Raw genomic sequence first — 19,247 nt, 5'->3', positions numbered from 1 at the left:
ACCCCCATGGAACTCACCACCGTCTGGTTCGTGCTCATCGCCGTGCTGTGGACCGGCTACTTCGTCCTGGAGGGATTCGACTTCGGCGTCGGCATCCTGCTGCCGCTGCTGGGCAGGGACGAGGCCGACCGCAGGACCGTCCTGGCCACCATCGGGCCGGTCTGGGACGGCAACGAGGTCTGGCTGCTGGTCGCCGGAGGCGCCACGTTCGCCGCCTTCCCCGAGTGGTACGCGACCCTGTTCAGCGGGTTCTACCTGCCGCTGTTCCTCATCCTCGTCGCGCTCATCCTGCGCGGCGTGGCCATCGAGTACCGCAACAAGAGCGAAAGCTCCCGAGGCTGGGACCGCACGCTGTTCATCGGATCGCTGCTCCCCGCCTTCCTGTGGGGCGTGGCCTTCGCCAACATCGTCCGGGGCGTCCCGCTGGACGCCGACCACGAGTACACCGGGACGCTGCTCACCCTGCTCAACCCGTACGCGCTGCTGGGTGGCCTGGCCACGCTCTCGCTGTTCGTGCTGCACGGCGCGCTCTTCCTGACCCTGCGCACCGACGGCGACCTGCGCACCCGCTCGGCCGTCATGGCGAAGAGGCTCGCCGTGGTCACGCTGGTCGTGGGCGGAGCCTTCCTGACCGCCACCCAGCTCATCGGGGGCAGGCCCGCCACCTGGGCGAGCGCCGCGCTGGCCGCCGCCGGGATCGCGGGTGCGCTGCTCGCCACCCTGCGCGGCCGCGACGGCTGGGCCTTCACCGCCAACGCGGTGGCCGTCATCGCCATCACGGTCACCCTCTTCGGTAACCTCTGGCCCGACGTGATGCCCGCGCTGGACCCGGCCAACAGCCTGAACGTCGACAACGCCGCCTCCAGCCCGTACACGCTCACGGTGATGACGTGGGTCGCCGTCGTCTTCACCCCGCTGGTCCTCGCCTACCAGGGCTGGACCTACTGGGTCTTCCGCCGCCGTCTGACCCGCACCGACCACGGAGGCGCCCACGCGGCCTAGCGTCTACGATGAACGTTTTCCAAGGGGGCTCGATGCGGTTGGCGTTCAGCACGCTCGGCATGCCGGGGCAGGGCCTCGCGCGGGCCGTCGAGACGGCCGTGGCGTACGGGTGCGCCGGGCTCGAACTCCGCCTCCACCCCGATACCGGGGTCCACGCCGGGCTCTCCCCGGCGCGGCGGGCGGAGGTCCGCGCGGCCGTCGGGGCGGCCCGGCTGGAGATCTCCGCCCTCGCGGGATATGTCGGGATCGCCGTGACCGGCCCGGACGAGCCCGTGGTACGGGAACTTCGCGAGGACCTGGTCCTCGCCACGGACCTGGGCGCTCCCGCCGTGCGGGTCTTTCCCGGCGGGCAGGACCTCGAGGCGGGGGCGCGGCGGCTGCGCGCGGTCGCGGACCTGTGCGCCGAGTCCGGGGTACGGGTGCTGGTGGAGACCCACGACGCCATGCCGACCGGTGCCGCGGTCGGGCGGCTGCTGGACGCCGCGGGCGTGCCCGAGACCGCGGGCGCGCTGTGGGACGTGCTGCACCCGTGGCGCCACGGCGAGGCGCCCGCCGACACCCTGGCGGCGCTGGGCGATCACCTCGCGTACGTGCAGATCAAGGACGCGGTCTCGGCGACCGACACCACTCCGGTGCCGATGTGGGCGGGCGGGGTTCCCCTCGACGGGTGCGGCGATCTGCTGCGCGGCTTCGGTGGCTGGGTCTGCCTGGAATGGGAACGCACCTGGTACCCGCAGGTGGCGCCGGTGGAGGAGATCCTTCCCGGCGCCCGCGAGTGGGTGGCGCGCTTCTCGGCCTGACCTCAGCCTCGGTGCCACGAGGACGGTCGCGCCGGATGGAGGACGGCGTTGATACCGAGCGCCGCCGCGGCGCGGACGTTGACCGCCCGGTCGTCGAGAAAGGTGACGTCACCGGGGGCGGCGTCGAGCCGGCGCAGGACCTGCTCGAAGACGGCGGCATCCGGCTTGGCCAGGGCCAGCCGGCAGCTGTAGAAGCGATGGGTGAACGCCGCGGACCACGGCGCGTCGTCGATGGCCGCCGCCAGCGACTCGGGGGCGTTGGACAGCAGGGCGAGCCGGTGGCGCCCGGCGAACCCCTCGATCGCGCGCAGGGTCTCGGGGTTGAGGTGGGACCAGCTCGCGGTGTCGGCCGCGTCGAGCCTGGCCACGAGGGGATCGCCGTCGTCGAGCGTCCGGCCGAGGACCTCGCTCCAGTACGCGTGGGGGGCCTGGCCGAGGTCGTAGGCGTCGCGGTGGCGCCAGTAGCGGTCACCGAAGGTCGCGAGATCCTGGTCGGCGAGCTCCGCCATGACCGCTATCTCGCCGGCGGGTTGTGGCATGGAGATGACCTCGCCGTAGTCAAGCAGCATCCATGTGGTCACGGGCTCTCCTCGTTGTGGGCCGGCACCGGCGTGCCCGGCGCCTCTCCAGACTGCCCGGCGCGCCGGGGTGGAGAGGCACTTCCGGATCGGAAGTCTCAGATTTCCTGGGCGGTCGCGGTTCGGCGCCTCAGCCGGTGACGATCGTCAGGTCGGCGCGGGCACGGACGTCGTCGCGGATGTGGAAACTCTCCTCCTGGGCCGCCCAGCGCTCCCAGTGCGGGGCGTAGAGATCGCCGTCGCGCCCCAGCGCGCGGTCCTTGCGTACCTCGTCGGCCGCCTCCAGCCAGAGCAGGCCGCTCAGGTACGGCGCGGCGGCCAGCGCGCCGGAGCCGGTGCCGTCGACGACCAGGGTCCCGGCGGCCGGAACCTCGTGCCACTCGGCGTACGCGCCGTCCGCCCAGTCGTAGCGTCGCCATCGTGCGGGCCGGTCCAGGCTCAGCGGCAGCAGGATCCACTCGACCAGCGCGTCGACCCCGCTCAGCAGGCCGTCCCACCCCGGGTAGAGGTCGTCCATCCGTATGACGGGAGCGGCCGGCTCCGCGGCCACGGCGGTGGCGAGGGTGGACTTCCCCGACCCCGACCGCCCCTCGACGGCCAGGACACGGGTGCGCCCCGCCCTGGCGGGGCGGGCGCGCAGCCAGGCGGAGATCCGCGGCGCGTGGCCGTTCACGGCCGGCGTCATCGCGCGTCACCCCGGCCCGGCCGTCCGGCGGGCCGATGAAGCGCGCCAAGGAACTCCGCCAGCGCGGAGGTCGTCTCCACCGGCCGCTCCAGTGGTGGTAGGTGACCCGTCCGGGGCAGGTCCAGCCGGCGTGCCCCCGCGATGCCGTCGGCCAGCAGGCCGGACACGGCCTGGATCTGCGGCACGTCCGCGAGTCCGTTGACCACCAGCGTGGGCACCCCGATCTCGCCCAGCCGCCCCTTCGCCGGTGGATCGAGCTGCCGTTCGGCGGAGGGCGGGCCGCTCCACCCCGAGCGCGTCGAGCACCGCCAGCAGGTCCTCGTGGTGCGCGAACCCATCGGCCGCGTCGCCGGACTCGCCGTACCCGCGCCAGTCGTAGCGGATCACCCGGTGGCGCGCCGACAGCGCCAGGAACCGGTGCTCCCACATCCGCCGGTCGGCTATTCCCGCGCGCGCGAACAGCACCGCGGGACCGGAGCCCGCCTCGTCGTACGCGAGTTCCACGCCGTCTCGTCGAATCGTCGCCACCCCGGCAACCTACCGAGCGGACGCCGCCCCCGGAGCGCGTGTTCGCCATCGACGAAGCGCCGCAGGGGCCCGCGCGACGGCCGAGCCATCCGCCGGGTTCGGGCGGGCAGGCTCGCCCGAGGCGGTGTCAACCGCGGGAAAGGCCCGTGGACGGCGTCCCGCGTGGCGGGTGGCTCCGGCCGGCGACGACCGCCTATGGTGGCGTTGCCCAGGTCAAATGATCATTCAGTGGTCAGGGGCGTTCTCCCCTCGCGGTCGAAAGGTTCGAGATCGAGGAGGGCCTCATGTCCCGCAGACATACCGTGACCAGGGTGTGCGCCTGGGCGATCACACTTCTCGCCTCCGCGGCGCTGCCCGCCGTCGGAGGCGGGCCCGGGGCGGCATCCGGCGCCCGCGCCGCGGCGAATGCCGAGAGGCCTCCGCTCCCGGTGAGCGCCGCGGCCGCCAACACCCTGATGCTGACGAACGTGCAGACGGGGAAGTGTCTGACCATCGCGGGCGGGGTGAGCACCGACAACAACGTGACGGCGTTGCAGTACGACTGCGACGCGCACCCCTCGCGTCGCTGGAGGTTGATCGATGTGACCGGTACGGGGCAGTACCAGGTCAGGAATGTGCAGACGGGGAAGTGTCTGACCATCGCCGGTGGGGTGAGCACCGACAACAACGTGACGGCGTTGCAGTACGACTGCGACGCGCACCCCTCGCGTCGCTGGAGGTTGGCCGATGTGACCGGTACGGGGCAGTACCAGGTCAGGAATGTGCAGACGGGGAAGTGTCTGACCATCGCCGGTGGGGTGAGCACCGACAACAACGTGACGGCGTTGCAGTACGACTGCGACGCCCACCCCTCGCGCCGCTGGACGCTGAGGCTGGCAGGTCCCGTACGGGAGGGCTGAACGTGCTCCCGTCCCGGCTCGGGTGACTCGTGTGAGAGGGCTCGCGGGAGTCGCCCCGGCCGCTCGCGGGCGAGTGCCCGGATGGTCCTTTCGCAGGGGCCGGTCGGCCGTGCTGAAATTGACAGATTAATTTGTCTAATGGTTTCATCGGGGCATGTCCGCGACCGAGATGACGCTCATGGACGAGCCCGACCGCCTGCGCGTGGCGCTCACCCCGATCCGCCGCCGGCTCCTCGACCGCCTGCGCGAGCCCGCCTCGGCGGTCCAGCTCGCGGCCGAGTTCGACCTGCCGCGCCAGCGGGTCGGCTATCACATCAAGGTGCTGGAGGAAGCCGGGCTGGTCGAGTTGGTGGAGGAGCGTCCGCGGCGCGGCTTCGTCGAGCGCGTCATGCGCGTCACCGCCAACGCCTTCCTCGTCGACCCCGGCGTGCTCGCCCCGGCCACCGAGGTCGCCGAGACCGCCGAGTTCGACGAGGGGTTCCGCCGCGTCGCCGACAGGTACGCCGCCGAGCATCTCGTCGAGGTGGCCGCAGGCACCGTGCGCGAGGTCACCCGCATGGCGGCCGCCGCCGACCGGCAGGGCGTCCGGCTGCTGACGTTCACCGTCGAGGCGCGGGTGCGCTTCGCCGAGCCCGGCGACGTGCACGACTTCACCGACATGCTCGCCGAGGCCGTCTCCCAGGTCGCCGCCCGCTTCGACGCCCCCGGAGGGCGGCCCTACCGTCTCGTCGTCGGCGGGCACCCGGCCCCCGGCCCGAGAGGAACCGGCGGCTGATCCTCTCGCCGTGACCAAGGTTCGTTCCCCCGCTGGAGGTATTCGATGACAGAGAAGCCGTTCTTCGTCGAGGTCACCATCGCCGCTCCGGTCGAGGACGTTTGGGACGCGCTGCGCGATCCCGAGCGGATCCGGCGCTGGCATGGCTGGCACTTCGACGGCCTCGACAAGGAGATCGAGGTCATCTACCACCAGGATGTCGTCGAGTCGGCGGCCGAGCACCGGCTGGAGGTCCAGGGCGGTGACCTGTTCGAGCTGACCGACCTCGGCGGCCGGACGCGCCTGCGGATCACCCGGGCCCCGCGCGGTGGCGACCCGGACTGGGACGCCTACTACGACGACGTCACCGAGGGCTGGATCACCTTCGCCCACCAGCTCGCCTTCGCCCTGGAGCGGCACCCGGGCGCCGACCGGCGCACCGTCTTCCTCTCCGGCGCGGCGGCCACGCCGGTGCTTGAGGCCGCCGGTCTCGCAGCCGTGGCCGAGCTGCCCCCCGCGAGCCCGTACGAGCTGTCGGGGCCCACCGGCGAGACGCTGCGCGGTGAGGTCCGGTTCCGCTCGGCCAACCAGGTCGGTCTCACCGTCGAGGGCTGGGGCGACGGCCTGCTGGTCGCGGCCCAGAGCCCGCCCTCGCACGTCAACCCGGGCGGCGCCGCGACGATGGTGCTCACCGCCTACGGCCTCGACGACGCGGCGTTCGCCGATCTGGAGTCTCGCTGGAGCGCCTGGTGGGGGCGGAACTTCCGGCCGCTCTAGCGGGTGAATCCCCCGGTGGCGCACAGACCGTGGTCGTGGCGCGGCCCCTCGCCTCCGGGGCGAATGAGCGGTACCCGGCCCGGACCCCGCCTGCCCGGCCGTCTTCGGCATGGGCCGTCCGGCGCCGGAGCCGTTCTGGCCCGGACCATGCCCGCCGGGTTACGGGTTTGTCGGTCAGGGGCGTTAGCGTTCCGCGCATCACGGTCGCGGGTGCGGAGATCCCCGCGAACGTCGGCAATCCGTGCGTGGTGAGAGGCGGGATCCCTTGGGCTGGCTGGCGGCGGGCGACGGATATGAGGTCGCTCTTGTGGAGGGCCGGGTGGCGGCGAGGGCCACCTCCGGCCGTGCGGCGGGACGGCGGCTGAAGTCGCTGCCCAAACAGGTGCGCGAGCATCCCGAGGTCGAGCGGCTGCGCCGCCTGGCCGAGTGGCTCGACCGGCACGAGGCCGCCTGCGTGGCGCGGGTGGACGCCTGGATGGTGTCATCCCTGCCCGTTCCCACCGAGCTGGTGGTCCGGGTGTGGCCGGACGAGGCGTGGCGGTCGGTGCTGCGCGACCTGGTGGTGGTCGGCGACGACGGGGTGGGTTTCCTGCGGGACGTCACGGACTCCGGCGAGCTGCGGATCGTGAACCTGGACGGCGAGACCGTCCGGCTGTCCCCGGAGACGGTGACCCTGCCGCATCCGGTGCTGCTGCCGGACCTGGAGGAGCTGAGGGAGTTCGCCGCGGAGCTGGGCGTGACCCAGCGCGTCGAGCAGATCCACCGGGCGACCTGGGGCAGGCCGGTCGATCCCGCGGAGCCGGGAAAGCCCGGGGAGAAGGCCGCGGAGGTGAAGGAGTTCGCCGGGGGAAGGTTCGCCTCCCGGTTCGGCCTCGCCGCCCGCGCGACCTCGCTCGGCTACCGCGTTTCCGGTGGCTACGCCACCTGTGTGGTGCGCGACGCGGGGCGGAGCGCCGAGGCCGCCGTCTGGATCGGGGAGCCCTACTGGGACGGCGAGACCGAGACGGGCAACCTGACCTGGCACGACCGGGAGGGCAGACGGCTGCCGTCACGGGAGGTCGGCCCGGTGGCCTGGTCGGAGGGAATGCGCATGGCCGCGGCGCTGTACGCCGGCCGCGACGTCGAGAAGGGAACGAACGCGTGAGCCGTACCACGTCGTCGCCGGGCACCCCGGCGATTCAGCCGTCCGGGGAGCCGGAGCGGGCCGAAGTCACGGGCGCGGCCATGGCCCGGGAGTTGCTGGAGGCCGGGGCGGTCCTGCCGTCCGGCACGAGCGGGGGCGGCGAGCGGGCGGTGCCGCTGACCGCGCGCGCCTACCGGCACCCCGGGCTGGCGGACCGGGTGGTGGTGCGCCTGGTCGCCGAGGAACTGGGCGCCGCGGAGGATGCCGCGGCCCGCTTCCTCGGGCTGGAGCCGGACGGCGAGCCGGTCGTCGTCGGGGTGGGCCTGCGGCGCTCGCTCGGATTCCCCGAGTGGGTGCTCGTGCATCACCCACGGGACGGCCACCACGCGCTCGCCCTGGTGCCGGAGCTGGACCGCGCGGGCAGGCAGGCGAAGTCCAAGCCGAAGGCCGCCCTCGACGCCTACCAGCGGCTCGCCACACAGCTGGCCGGGGCCGTCCCGCACTTCCTGCCGACGTTCCTCGAACAGGCGGGCCGGGTGTTCCTCTCGGTGGAGAACACCGCCTATGCGGCGCAGTTGTTCACCCAGGCGCGCAGGGCCGAGACCGAGCACGGCCTGCCCGTCGACGAGGACCGCCTCGACGCGGTGTTCCTGGAGTTCGCGCTCGCGGGAGCCCTGCCGGTCAAGGCCCTGTCGGCGTACGCGAAGGAGCTGGCGGGCCGGGTGCCGGCCGACGAGGCCCTGCGCAGGGTCCACCGGCTGTGCGTGCGCCGCACGGCGGGCGGACTGTCGCCGTCCGCGCAGATGGCCACCGAGCTACGCCGCCTGGCCAGGGCCGCCGGGCGCGACGCGGACACCGAGGAGCAGGCGTACCTGGCGGACCTGCTCGGCCTGTCCGCCACCTCCGGGGCGCCGACGGGCTGGTGGAAGACGCATCGCCCCGCCCTGGTGGCCCTCGCCCGGAGGGAGCCCGCGATCCGCGGGACGCTGCTGAACATGATGCCCGCCAACGGCGACGACGAGATGCCCGCCCTCTGGCTGGAGGTGCTGGAGGCGTCGGGCGCCGCCGAGGGTCTGGTGGGAGGCGAGGAGGTGCCCGAGCCCGAGCGTCCCGCCGACGGCACGGCGGGCTGGCTCGATCGTTTCCTGGGGGTCTGGAATCCCGGCTGGCGGTCCGGGGCGCGGCTGCCGGGCCTTTACGCGCTGGTCGAGCGCGTGGCGGTACGGCTGCGCGCCGACCTCGCCGCGACGGGCGGGGCCGTCCGGTTCAAACCCGACCCCGACCTGCTCGACCTGCTGCTGTCGCTGGAGGTCCCGGCCGCCGATCCCGGTGACGACGCGCTCCTGTCGCTGGAGTCCTGGGCCCGCGAGGAGGAGGGACGCGACCTGCTCGCGCTGGCCGCGGATCCCCGGTTCAGGCCCGCGTTCCACCGCGCGGCCGACAGGTTCCACGACGACACCGACGGACAGCGGGCGGTGCGCCGCCTGACGGCATCGCCCGGCGGCCGGACGATGCTGGCCGACTGGGTGGGCGGGGTCGCCCGGCGCTCGGTCGCCGCCGGCCTGCCGCAGCTGCCCGAAGCGTTCAGGCGGCTGACCTGGCTGTCCGGTGAGACGCTGGCCCTCGCGGGGGAGGAGGTCGCCGAGGCGGCCCGCGCCGACCTCGCCGCCGAGCTCGCCAGGACGCTGCGCGGTGGGCTCCTCGACGAGCTGGGCTGGCCCGCCTGGGACGAGGCGGTCGCCGCCCTCGTCGATCCGAACAACCTGAACCGGATCGAGGTCGCCGACGCCTGGCCGAACCTGATCGTCTCGGGTCCCTCCCAGGCCAGGGTGATCGGCCCGGAAGGGACCGTGCTCACCCACGACCTGCGCCCCGCCCCGGACGGCACCTGGGGAGATCCCGGCTTCCACCACGTCGACGGCGAGTTCCTCGTCTACTGGCACACCTACGGCGCGGGCGACGAACTGCGCGGATACTGGCACTCCTCGGCGGGCACGATCCTGACGCTGGAGGGGACGGACAACAGGTGGATGCTGGGCACCGACACGGTCACCCTGCCGCTGCCCGGCGGCGGGAGGGCCACGGGCGCCGGTGTGCTGTACCCGGGTGACACCGCGGTGCCCCGCAGGCGCCGGCTGATCGGGGACGGGACCTCGTTCTGGACATGGGACGGCGACGTCGAGCACTGGCGCGAGCACGACCCGTCCGGCATGGCGGACGGCAGGCTGAGCATGCCCGGGTTCCTCGCCGACGCGCTGCGCTCGGCACCGGCGGGCAGCACCTTCCACGGAGGCTGGGTGCTGCCCTTCGAAGGAGAGGCGACCCCGGCCGGCGTCCCGGTGGGCGGCCTGCTCGGCTGGCGGATGGTCCGGCTGCCCGACGGGTCGCTACGCGGTGAGGACCTGGCCGGTCGCGCCGTCACCCTGCGCGGCGGCCAGGACGGCCCCGGGCAACCGTCGCGCGCGGTGACCTTCCCCGGCGACGACCGGCCGCGTGCCCTCGTCGAGGACTACCGCGAGATCAAGCTGGTCGACCCTGAGGGCGCCGTCGTCACGACGGCCTTCACGGAGAGGGAGCCCGGGCCCTTCGCGGAGGGCACCGTGCTGCTGCCGCCCCCGCGTTACTGGCACCTCATGCGGGCCCGTGACCCGGAGGGCTCACTGGCCCTGCGCGGGATCGACAGGGAGACGGCGGCGGCCCTGCTGAAGGCCGCGACTTCCCTCGACTCCGCGCGGCTCGCGGACTCCGCCCAGCCGGGGCAGGCGCCGCCGCCCGTGCGCTCCGCGCGGGAGGAACTGCGCGAGCTGGTCCGCACACTGCTGCCGCGGCTCACCCACGACGCACTGGTCTCCGGGGTCGCCGGAGTGGTGGCGTTCGCCGCCGCCCAGCAGGCGACCCTGGACGCGGCGTCGGCCAGGCTCGCCGGTGCCCTCGCGGGCGAGCAGGCGGAGCAGGAGCCGGACGGCCCCGATGACCAATCGCTCATCGAGGCGCTCAACGGCCTCGGTGTATCGGGCAGCTTCTGGTCGCGGCGCGTGCCGTCTCGCGGGGTCCTCCGGCAACTCCGGACGATCGGCCAGGAGAAGCAGGACCCCTCAGGCCCGATCGTCCGCCTCCATCTGGACGGCCCGGCGCTCGCGCAGTCCCTGCTGAGCTGGGAGCCGCTGCTCGACCGTTCGGCCGCGATCGCCTACCGGGCGGCGTCGGCGTTCGAACCCGAGCAGGCGGAGGCGCTGCGGAGGCTGCTCTTCGAGCTCGACGAGCTCGGACTGGCCTCCGCGGCCGAGCCCGCCTCGTGGCGCCGCCTCGTGGCGCACCTGGAGCACGGCTGGCTCGACGGTGCCCGGGACAAGTGGTCCGACAGCTACTGGCGCGGGGTGCTCCCGCTGGGGAAAGGCGCCTTCATCGCCTTCCTGGAGGCCGTCCCGGAGGACGACGGCTGCGGTTTCACGGCACTCTTCCACGACCCTGCCGGTCGCTTCGACGTCCCCCGCCCCTACACCGTGCGCTCCCTGGGCCCGGTCGGCGAGGTCAGGCACGCGGGCTGGCTCGGGGAGTTCCTCGGGGAGCTCGCCGGACGCGGTCCCGTGCCCTGGCGGCCGGAGGGTGCCGAGGAGTTCGCACGGCTCACCGGGGTCACCGCGACGACGGCCCGGCTGGTCGTGGCAGGGCTGCCGTACGTGGACACCTACCAGCGCAACTTCCTGCCCTCCGACGTGCGGACCGCGCTCGGCCTGAAGGCGGCGGAGGCCGCCGTCGCCAAGGACGAGCTGCACCGGCTGGACGACGACGTCCGGCGCGAGGTCGTCGCCGCGCTGCTGCCCGCGAACCCGGCCGCGCTGTGGACCGACGGCCCGGACGTGGCCGCCGCCGCACGGGTGTGGAACGGCAGGGTGGGACGGCGCGCCGCCGTCCCGGAGTGGCTCCTCGGGGAGGCGACCCGCGCGGTGCGCACCGGATGGGAGCCCGGCCGGGCACTGCCCGCCCTGCTCGAACCGGCCTTGGCACCGGAGCTCAGCACGGACCTGCGCTGGCGGGTGAAGGGCGACCGTGTCTCCCCGGTCGACGGCGCCGGCACCGGGTTCACCGAGTCCACGCTGGTCTCCACGGTCGCGCTGGCCGCGTGGCTGGCCCACCGGCTGCCCTCGGGCGATGCCGTGCGGGCCGCACTGCCCGCGGCGCTGGCCGCGGTCTCCGACCGGCTGGCGAACCCCGAGCTCCTGCTCGACCTGGGCCGCTACGTCGACCTCCCCGGATTCAGGAAGGTCGCCGGAGCCCCCACCGAGGTCGCCGAGGGCTGGGAACGCTACGGCGCGGTGATCATGGCCACCCATGACGACCAGCCCGCACCAGGCCTGCGCATCGCCCTGCTCGACGCGTCGGGGAGCGATCCCTACCTGCCCGCCCTGCGGGCCCTGACCGGTGACCAGGGGCAGCCGTTCCCGGTCGAGACGGCACTGCGCACCGCCCGCGACCCGCGTTTCGAAGCGCTCCTCGCCGATCCCGGAGACCCCGGGGCGGGGGAGCGCGCGGCCGACGGCACCTGGTGGCCGCAGGATCCCTCCCGTTCGGTGCCCGCGCTGCTCTCCGAGGCCGCGGAGCGGTACGGGCTGGGCCAGGACGCCGCCACGCTCTACCTGGCGCTGCTCGCGATGCCGGACCCCACGGACAAGAACGTCACCCGGTGGACCGGATGGAAGCCCGCGCGGTTCAAGGCGGCCCGCGCCGAGCTGGCCGCCACCGACCTGGTGGTCGAGGCCGGCCGCGCCCGAGCCGGTCGCTCGCTCTTCCTGCCGGGAGCCTGGACGGACCTCAAGGCTCCGAACCTCCCGCTCGAACAGTGGAAGCTCCCCATGTTCGACCTGCTCGGCGCGGAGGGCGCGCCGCTCGGCGTGGCCGTTCCCATCGAACCCGCCGCCGATCTCTACGCCAGGGCATGGCAGCGGGTCCGCGACGGCGACATCCCCCGATTCGAGGAGCTCCGCGTGCGGCGCGGCAGGCGCCGCTGAGGAGGGGCGGGCTCCGCCCCCCGCGACCCGCTCACCAGGAACCACCAGTTCTCAACGGCCCGGTCGGCCGGACCGCGCACGGGCCCGCCCCGCGTGTTCCGGCCGGCCGGGCAGTACGACAGACAGAAGGATCTCTCTCGATGACCATGACCGAACAGACGGTCCCCCCGGCGCCTTCCGACCGGCAGACGCTGCCGGCCGAGGAACGGCACGCCGCCGAGCTCGCCTTCCTCGCCGCCCACGACGACGGCCCCCGGCCCCCCGGCTGGTCGCTGACCCCGCGCGCGGTCGTCACGTTCGTCTGCGGCAGCGAGGGACAGACCCTCGAACTGCCCGGATCCCGGCAGGCGAGCGTGGGCGAAGGCCCCGATTCGCCCACCCGGCTCGTCATCGCTCCCAAGTTCGTCGGCGAGCGCTCCCTGGTGGAACGCTGCGTGGTGACCCTCGCCGGTGAGCGCGGCCTGCTGCTGGTCGGCGAGCCCGGCACCGCCAAGTCGATGCTCTCCGAGCTTCTCGCGGCCGCCGTCTGCGGCACGAGCGCGCTCACCGTGCAGGGCACCGCGGGCACCACCGAGGACGCCTTCCGCTACGGCTGGAACTACGCCCTGCTCCTGGCCCAGGGGCCCAGCCGCCAGGCGCTGGTCGACTCCCCGGTGCTGTCCGCCATGCGATCCGGGCGGGTCGCCCGGATCGAGGAGATCACCCGCTGCCTGCCGGAGGTGCAGGACGCCCTGGTGTCGATCCTGTCCGACCGTCGCCTCAGCGTGCCCGAACTCGCCGGCACGCCCGACGCGCTGACGCCGGCGGCCCCGGGCTTCACCGTGATCGCCACGGCCAACCTGCGCGACCGGGGGGTCTCGGAGATGTCGGCGGCGCTCAAGCGCCGGTTCAACTTCGAGACGGTCGCCCCCATCGCCGACCCCGCCGCCGAGGCTGCCCTGGTGCGCGGACAGGCCACCGCCGTGGTGCGACGGGCCGGCGCGGCCTTCGGCGTCGACGACGCCGTGCTGGACGCCCTGGTCACCGTCTTCCGGGACCTGCGCTCCGGCCGCTCGGCCGAGGGCTGGGACGTGGAACGGCCGGGAACCGTGATGTCCACCGCCGAGGCGGTGCAGGTGGCGGCCTCCCTCGGGGTGGCGGCGGCCTACCTCCCCGGTGGGGACGTCCTCGACCTGGTGCCCGGCCACCTGCTCGGCGTGGTCCGCAAGGACGACCCGGCCGACCACGCGCGGCTGCTCGGCTACTGGGACGGCCCGGTGCGACGCCGCGCCGAGGACGGTTCCGCGATGTGGCGCCGCCTCTGGGACCTGCGGGAGAACCTGCGTTGACCGGCGATCGGCAGACGAGCGCGCATGCCCGGGGAACGACAGGTCAGGGCTCCGAGGTCTCGGACCCGGCCCCACGGAAGGGCGGCGCCGGGGGGCCGGCCGGTCCCCACCCCCGGGAGGCGGTCGACGCGCTGGCCGGGGCCGCGCGGCCCTACCTGCTCGGCGTGCGCCACCACAGCCCCGCGCTGGCGACGGCGGTTCCGGCGCTGCTCGACGCCGCCGGAGCGGAGGTGGTCTGCGTCGAGTTGCCCGCCGACTTCCAGCCGTGGCTGGTCCACCTGGCGGATCCGGCCACCCTCGCGCCGGTCGCCCTCGCCGGGACGGGTGGCGACGGGCGGCTCGGGTTCTACCCGTTCGCCGACTTCTCGCCGGAGCTGGCCGCCATCCGCTGGGCGCGCGAACACGGGGCCGAGGTGCTCTGCTGCGACCTTCCGCTCTCCGACCCCGGCTGGTCGGAGAGCGGCCGGGCTCGGCCGGACGCCCGGCCGAGCTCGGCGGAGGTGCCACCGGTCAGGGCCTTCGCCGATGCCCTCACCGCCTCGGCCACGGGCAGGGAGGGGGACGACATGTGGGACCGCGCCGTCGAGGTGCTCGCCCCCGGGTGCCCGCCCGAGGCGGTACGCCGAGCGGCGCTGGGCGTCGGCTGGGCGCTGCGGCAGGACGCGGAGGCCTCGGGCGGAGTGTCGGCCGGTGACCTGGTCCGCGAGGCGCACATGCGCGGAGTGCTCGCGAGGGCAGTCGCCGGCGGCCGGCGGGTCGCCGCCGTGATCGGCGCTTTCCACGCCCCCGCCCTGGTCGCTCCCGATCAGGTGGTCCATGGGGGCGACACCGGCGCCCCCGGCACGCCGGCGGCCAAGGACGCCTCGCCCGCCACATCACTCGTCCCGTACGCCTTCGACCTGCTCGACTTCAGATCCGGCTACCCGGCGGGCATCCGTGACCCGCGCTGGCAGCAGGCGGTCCTCGCCGCGTGCGGCGATCCCGGGAAGATCAGGGACGCCGCCGCCCGTACGATCACCGAGCTCTGCCGCGAGCTGCGCGCCGCCGGGCACACGGCGGGCACCGGCGAGGCCGTGGAGACGCTCCGGCTGGCCTGCGACCTGGCCCGGTTGCGCGGCCTGCCCGCGCCGGGGCGCGGCGAGCTGCTGGAGGCGGTGACGACGGTGCTCGGCCAGGGCGAACCCCTCGGGCGAGGCCGGGCGCTCGCCCACGCCCTCGAGACGGTCCTGGTCGGCACCGAGCGCGGCAGGATCGCGCCGGGCACGCCCCGGTCCGGGCTCGGCCCCGCGGTCGAGGCCGAAGTGGCGGAGCTGCGGCTGCCCCACCCCGGTGATCCAGGTCCCCGCGAGGTCCGCCTCGACCCGCTCCGCTCTGACCTGGACCGCCGCCGTGAGATCCTGCTGCAACGCCTGCTGGTGTGCGGAACCGGATACGGCCGGCCGACCGAGGTGGCGGGCACGGGTGACGCGACGGCACTCACCACCCGCTGGTCGCTCTCCTGGACCCCCTCGGTCGCCGCGCTGCTGGACCTGGCGGGCATCCGGGGTGTCACCGCGGCTCTGGCCGCCGCGGGGACGCTGCGCGAGACCTTCCGCGCGGAGTCCGCCGAGGGCGGCCCCACCTGCGCGGCGATTCTCACCGGACTGCGGGCCGCGGCCGCCTGCGATCTGCGGGACCTGGTCGCGGACCGCATCGAGGACGCCGCCGCCGTGCTCCCCGCCACCGCGGGGCTGCCCGACCTGCTCGAGGCCCTCGACCTGCTGGAGGCGCTGCGCCGCGAGCACCTTCCAGGAACCACGCCGGAGAGCCGGGAGCGGGCCGCGGGGCTGTTCGGCACCCTGCTGGAGGCCGCCGTACGGTCCCTGCCAGGTCTGGCCGGCAGTGACCGGCCCGAGGACGCGATCGCCCTGACGGCGCTCGCCACCCGCTCCGCCGAGCACCGGCTCGGCCTGCGTCTCGACGACGCGCTGGGCACGCTCGCGCGCACCGGCTCACCGCTCGTCCAGGGGGCCGCGCTCGCCGCCCGGGTCCTGCTCGACCTGGACGCGCCCGGCACCCTCGGGGCCCGAATCGCGGGATGGGTCGACGGCGCCACGGGCCCGGAGGGGCGCCATCGCCTGTCCCGCGCGCTCGCCGGCCTGCTGGTCGCCGCGGGCCCGCTCCTGCAGTCGGCCGCCGAGGCCCTCGACCCGCTGCTCGACCGTGTCGACGGCCTCGGCGACCAGGGCTTCCTGGATCGCCTTCCCGCACTGCGCGGTGGTTTCGACACGCTCACCCCGGCGGCACGGGACCGGTTGCTGCGAGTCGTGACCGACCGTCTCGGCGACCGGCTCGACCTGGCACTGAGCGCCCCGCCCGAGAGCCTGGCCCTTTGGACCGCAGCGGACGTCGCCGGGCTGGCCGCGCTGAACGCCCTGCGACTCCGCGTGCCCGGTCTCTCCCCTCCGCCGGCCGAGGCGATCACGGTCGCCGGGGAGCCGGCCTCCCCGGCCGTGCCCGCGGGAAGGACGGAGCCGGTGCTCCCGGCCGTACCCGCGGCGGGCGGGGAGGCCGCCTCGCGGCGACTCGCTCCGGCCGACCGGTGGCGGCTGCTCCTCGGCAGGGAGACCGGGCGACTGCCCGCCGACGCCAGGCGTTACGCGGACGCCCTGGACGAGCTGTACGGGATGGGGAGGGGAGAGGGAGCGGCCGACTTCGGGCCCGGCGGCGACGGTGGCGGGCAGGGCGTGTCCTTCCCGTCCGCGCGCGAGTGGGCAGTGGAACTCGACGCCCTGTTCGGAACCGAGGTGCGGGAGGAGGTGCTGGCCCGTGCGGCCGACGGCGGGCGGACCGACGTACTGTCCGAGCTCGACCCCGACACGGTACGCCCGTCGATCGAGCTGCTGACCTCTGTCCTGTCCCTGGCGGGCGGGCTGCCCGAGCAGCGGCTGGCCCGGCTCCGTCCGCTGGTCCGCCGCCTGGTCGCCGAGCTGGCCAGGGAGCTGGCCACCCGGATGCGCCCGGCGCTCGCCGGCCTGGCGACGCCACGTCCCACCCGCCGTCCCGGCGGCCGGCTCAACCTGCCCGCCACGCTCCGGGCCAACCTGGCGCACACCCGCAGGACCGGCGACGGCAGGGTTCTCGTCGTCCCGGAGCGGCCGGTCTTCAGCACGCGGGTACGCAACGAGGCCGACTGGCGGCTGGTCTTCGTGGTCGACGTCTCGGGCTCGATGGAGGCCTCGGTGGTCTGGTCCGCGCTGACCGCGGCCGTGCTGGGAGGCGTTCCCACCCTCTCCACCCATTTTCTGGCCTTCTCCACCCAGGTGATCGACCTGACCGACCGGGTCGCCGATCCGCTGTCCCTGCTGCTTGACGTGCGGGTCGGCGGCGGTACCCACATCGCCGCCGGACTCGCCCACGCGCGCTCCCTGGTCACCGTGCCGAGTCGCACGCTCGTCGTGGTGGTCAGCGACTTCGAGGAGGGCTACCCGCTCGGAGGGCTTCTCGGCGAGGTCCGCTCCCTCGTCTCCTCCGGCGTGCACCTGCTGGGCTGCGCCGCCCTGGACGACACCGGGGCCCCGCGCTACTCGGTGCCCGTCGCGCGTCAGCTCGTCGCGGCCGGGATGCCCGTCGCCGCACTCAGCCCGCTCGCCCTCGCCCGCTGGGTGGGCGACCGCCTTCGAGGAGAGACCCGTTGAACCTGCCAGCCTCCGCCTCCCCGGCCGGGCAACTGCCACCGGTGGAGCCGCATGTGGTCGCCTCGGCGGTAGAGGACCTCACGCCCAGGCTGCGGAAGAAGCTCGACGCGGCGATCGAGCGCTGCGCCGGGCTCGCCGCCACCGCCTCAGGGCAGGTCGTCTCCATCAGCTGGGGCGAGGACGCGGTGGTCACCCTCACTCCGGGCCCTTCGGGGACGATCACCGACCCCGGCGCGGCCCGGTGCGGCTGCCTGCTCGCGCCCCGCTGCCTGCACCGCGCCGCCGTACTGAGCGCCTGCCCGGTCGCGGAGGCCGGCCTACCCGAGACCTCCGAGCCGGTCGCCGACGCATCACCCGGTTCGGACGCGGACCCGGGCGCGACCCCCGCCCTGGCTACCGGCCGGAAAACGACCCAGGAAACTGCACAGAACACGACCGGGAGAGCCACCACGGAGGCCGGTCCCGGGTCCAGGCAGGTGGCCGCCGCGGCCGGGTTGTGGGACGCCGCCGCCGCGGTGCTCGTAGGCGGGGTGCCCGGTGCCGGGGCGGTACCCCAGGCGGAGCTGCTCCGCGCCGCCCACACCGCCAGGCTGGCGGGCCTGCACAGGGCCGAGGCCGCTGCCCTGCGCGTCGTGCGCGGCCTGCGTGCCGCTCGCGCACGCCATGACGGCCACCGCCTGGCCGACCTGGTCTCCGCGCTCAGGGAACTCCTGCTGACCGCGGGCAGGCTCGCCGCGGCCGACCCCGATCCAGCCCTGGTGGGAACCGCGCGCCGCGCCTACCGGCAGGGCGAGGCACTGAAGGTGTACGGGGTCTGCCGGGAACCGGTGATCAGCGTCACCGGCTACGGAGGGGTGGTCACCCACCTCGTCGCCGAGGACGGCCGCTGGTTCTCCGTCGCCGACGTCAGGCCCGGAGGATCGGCGCGTGCCCGCGGTGCCGCCACTGCCACGGTCGCGCTCGGCGCCGCGGCTCTCGACCACGCACGGCTGGCCAGAGGGGGACTGCTGATCTCCGGCGCGACGATCTCACCCGAGGGCCGTCTCGGCGCGGGTCGCGGCGTGCGGGCCAACCCCGTCGCGGGTCTGTCCTGGTCGGCCTCGCCGCTGGCGGCCCTGTTCGCCAGGCCGCTCGCCGAGACCGCCGGCGTGACATTCTCCGGGGACCCCTGGGGCGATCCGCAGGAGGGTGGGGGAGCGGGGCAGCCGGTCGGATGTGACCTGGTGATCGTCGGCGCCGAGGGAGACCGGGTGCTCGCCCGCGAGCTGCCGCCCTGTGCGGAGCCGGGGGACGGAGCGGATGCGTTCCCCGTGTCCGCCGGACGTTCCGGCGCCGACGGCTCCCTCCGGGGACCGCTGGTCCGGCTCGCGCCGGCTGACTCCCATCCCGATCTGGCCCATGTCGCCAACCTGCGGCAGCTCGCGTCCAGGCCGGGGCTGAGGGTACGGGTGATCGGCAGGTTGGACCCCGACAGGGCCGCCACCCTGCGCCCGCTCGCGATCGGGCCGGTTCCCGGAGCCGGTCCGACGTTGCGCCTGCCCGCCGAGTGGATGGACCGCGCCGATCTCGGATACGACCGCCTGCGAGGTTCCCACCTCCCGTCTCGCGAGGACTGCCGGCTCCGGGAGGAGGCGGCCGAGGCCGGTACGGACCCGGTGGCGGCCGCACCCCTGTGGCGGGCGCGCCGCCTGGTGGAGCTGGCCGTCTCCGGCGGGCGGCGGGCGGTCGCGGAGTCCGCGCGGGGTGATTCCCTCGCCCAGCGGGCCGCGCTCCGCCGCGCGGGCTTCGAGACCGCCGCCGACCTCGTCGACGCGCTCACCGCGGAGGCCGACCGCCGCACCCGCGACGTGTTCGGCCGCCTGGCCGACTCCGGCGGCGACCGGTACGCCTGGACGTGGCTCGCCGCCGCCGTCCATCTCACGGCCACGGAACGGGCACTGGTCCGGGCGTCCTGGCACGACGGCCGCGCCCGATGTGCTCCCGGAGAGCGGGCCGGATGACACCCGTATCGGGATCCGTGACGCTTCCCGGTGTTCGGCCGCCCCCGGGCGACCGCCCTCGCGGGTGCGGGCAGGAAGGACCGGATC

13 protein-coding genes are annotated in these 19,247 nt (G+C 74.8%); 10 read left to right on the top strand and 3 right to left on the bottom strand.

Annotation, left to right across the window (positions count from 1 at the left end; translation table 11 throughout):
- Positions 1-6 precede the first annotated feature (6 nt).
- On the top strand, positions 7-1,002 hold the full coding sequence (cydB, locus tag ACWD3H_RS25280; RefSeq protein ID WP_451956726.1) for a cytochrome d ubiquinol oxidase subunit II: 996 nt from the start codon (positions 7-9) through the stop codon (positions 1,000-1,002).
- A 32-nt stretch (positions 1,003-1,034) separates the two neighbouring features.
- Positions 1,035-1,802, top strand: coding sequence for a sugar phosphate isomerase/epimerase family protein (locus tag ACWD3H_RS25275; RefSeq protein WP_451956725.1), 768 nt, complete (start codon positions 1,035-1,037; stop codon positions 1,800-1,802).
- Between the two features lie 2 nt (positions 1,803-1,804).
- Here the strand turns inward: ACWD3H_RS25275 and ACWD3H_RS25270 are convergent, their stop codons facing one another.
- The 3 genes from ACWD3H_RS25270 to ACWD3H_RS25260 form a co-directional block, all read right to left on the bottom strand.
- A complete protein-coding gene (locus tag ACWD3H_RS25270; RefSeq protein WP_451956724.1) occupies positions 1,805-2,383 on the bottom strand; it encodes an HAD-IA family hydrolase in 579 nt (192 codons plus the stop codon).
- A 127-nt stretch (positions 2,384-2,510) separates the two neighbouring features.
- Positions 2,511-3,065 (bottom strand): nucleoside/nucleotide kinase family protein, encoded by a 555-nt coding sequence (locus ACWD3H_RS25265; protein ID WP_355559433.1) that lies wholly within the window; start codon positions 3,063-3,065, stop codon positions 2,511-2,513.
- A gap of 6 nt (positions 3,066-3,071) precedes the next feature.
- The gene (locus ACWD3H_RS25260) at positions 3,072-3,494 is read right to left on the bottom strand and encodes an alpha/beta fold hydrolase (RefSeq protein ID WP_451956758.1); all 423 of its coding nucleotides are present in this window, start codon (positions 3,492-3,494) and stop codon (positions 3,072-3,074) included.
- Positions 3,495-3,877: 383 nt separating this feature from the next.
- On the opposite strand from ACWD3H_RS25260, the gene ACWD3H_RS25255 reads away from it, so the two are divergent.
- The 8 genes from ACWD3H_RS25255 (at position 3,878) to ACWD3H_RS25220 (ending at position 19,160) form a co-directional block, all read left to right on the top strand.
- Complete coding sequence (locus ACWD3H_RS25255; protein ID WP_451956723.1) at positions 3,878-4,492, top strand: RICIN domain-containing protein; 615 nt, start codon at positions 3,878-3,880, stop codon at positions 4,490-4,492.
- Between the two features lie 154 nt (positions 4,493-4,646).
- Positions 4,647-5,267, top strand: a complete 621-nt coding sequence (locus ACWD3H_RS25250) for a helix-turn-helix domain-containing protein (RefSeq protein ID WP_350923805.1) — start codon at positions 4,647-4,649, stop codon at positions 5,265-5,267.
- A gap of 45 nt (positions 5,268-5,312) precedes the next feature.
- Positions 5,313-6,023, top strand: coding sequence for an SRPBCC family protein (locus ACWD3H_RS25245; protein ID WP_451956722.1), 711 nt, complete (start codon positions 5,313-5,315; stop codon positions 6,021-6,023).
- Between the two features lie 265 nt (positions 6,024-6,288).
- Entirely contained in the window at positions 6,289-7,167 is an 879-nt protein-coding gene (locus ACWD3H_RS25240) for a DUF4132 domain-containing protein (protein ID WP_451956721.1), read from the top strand.
- A complete protein-coding gene (locus ACWD3H_RS25235) occupies positions 7,164-12,155 on the top strand; it encodes a DNA-binding protein (protein WP_451956720.1) in 4,992 nt (1,663 codons plus the stop codon). The genes ACWD3H_RS25240 and ACWD3H_RS25235 overlap by 4 nt, the downstream gene beginning before the upstream one ends.
- 140 nt (positions 12,156-12,295) lie before the next feature.
- On the top strand, positions 12,296-13,483 hold the full coding sequence (locus ACWD3H_RS25230) for an ATP-binding protein (protein ID WP_451956719.1): 1,188 nt from the start codon (positions 12,296-12,298) through the stop codon (positions 13,481-13,483).
- The gene (locus ACWD3H_RS25225) at positions 13,480-17,160 is read left to right on the top strand and encodes a DUF5682 family protein (RefSeq protein ID WP_451956718.1); all 3,681 of its coding nucleotides are present in this window, start codon (positions 13,480-13,482) and stop codon (positions 17,158-17,160) included. The genes ACWD3H_RS25230 and ACWD3H_RS25225 overlap by 4 nt, the downstream gene beginning before the upstream one ends.
- Positions 17,157-19,160, top strand: a complete 2,004-nt coding sequence (locus ACWD3H_RS25220; protein ID WP_451956717.1) for a hypothetical protein — start codon at positions 17,157-17,159, stop codon at positions 19,158-19,160. The genes ACWD3H_RS25225 and ACWD3H_RS25220 overlap by 4 nt, the downstream gene beginning before the upstream one ends.
- The last annotated feature ends 87 nt before the right edge of the window (positions 19,161-19,247 follow it).

This window comes from Streptosporangium sp. NPDC002607, from assembly GCF_053592655.1.
This window is presented reverse-complemented; position numbering and strand designations above follow the sequence as displayed.

Excerpts from the sequence above, each read along its gene's own strand:
- ACWD3H_RS25250 (WP_350923805.1), top strand. The coding sequence starts at position 4,647 with ATGTCCGCGACCGAGATGACGCTCATGGACGAGCCCGACCGCCTGCGC.
- cydB (WP_451956726.1), top strand. The coding sequence starts at position 7 with ATGGAACTCACCACCGTCTGGTTCGTGCTCATCGCCGTGCTGTGGACC.
- ACWD3H_RS25260 (WP_451956758.1), bottom strand. The coding sequence starts at position 3,494 with ATGTGGGAGCACCGGTTCCTGGCGCTGTCGGCGCGCCACCGGGTGATC.
- ACWD3H_RS25275 (WP_451956725.1), top strand. The coding sequence starts at position 1,035 with ATGCGGTTGGCGTTCAGCACGCTCGGCATGCCGGGGCAGGGCCTCGCG.
- ACWD3H_RS25265 (WP_355559433.1), bottom strand. The coding sequence starts at position 3,065 with ATGACGCCGGCCGTGAACGGCCACGCGCCGCGGATCTCCGCCTGGCTG.
- ACWD3H_RS25230 (WP_451956719.1), top strand. The coding sequence starts at position 12,296 with ATGACCATGACCGAACAGACGGTCCCCCCGGCGCCTTCCGACCGGCAG.
- ACWD3H_RS25255 (WP_451956723.1), top strand. The coding sequence starts at position 3,878 with ATGTCCCGCAGACATACCGTGACCAGGGTGTGCGCCTGGGCGATCACA.
- ACWD3H_RS25245 (WP_451956722.1), top strand. The coding sequence starts at position 5,313 with ATGACAGAGAAGCCGTTCTTCGTCGAGGTCACCATCGCCGCTCCGGTC.